Genomic DNA, 291 nt, shown 5'->3' on the forward strand with positions numbered 1-291 from the left:
CACGGCCTCTTCGAGGTTGCGCGCGCCACCCCGCCGGTCCCCCGCAACCCCAGCGCTAACCGGCGCACCCAACCCGTACATGAACGGAGAACAACCATGACCATCAAACTCGGAGCCCCCGCCGACGTCATCGCCGCTGCCCCCGCCCTGCTGGGCTTCACCCCCACCAACAGCGTCGTGGTCTACCTGCTGGGCACCGAGCCCGACGGCACCCCCATCATCAAAGTCACCATCCGCTGCGACATCACCATCAGCGCCAGCCAAGCTGCCAGCTTCGCCCGCACCTGCCAC

The 291-nt window shown here is 68.0% G+C and carries 1 protein-coding gene; it reads left to right on the forward strand.

All coding sequences use genetic code 11. From position 1 onward, the window contains the following. Window positions 1–96 precede the first annotated feature (96 nt). On the forward strand, window positions 97–291 hold a 195-nt coding region (locus H7I57_RS24690; protein WP_264026744.1), incomplete at its 3' end, for a DUF4192 family protein.

The organism is Mycolicibacterium pyrenivorans (genome assembly GCF_025821625.1).
GTDB classification, from domain to species: Bacteria; Actinomycetota; Actinomycetes; order Mycobacteriales; family Mycobacteriaceae; genus Mycobacterium; species Mycobacterium pyrenivorans.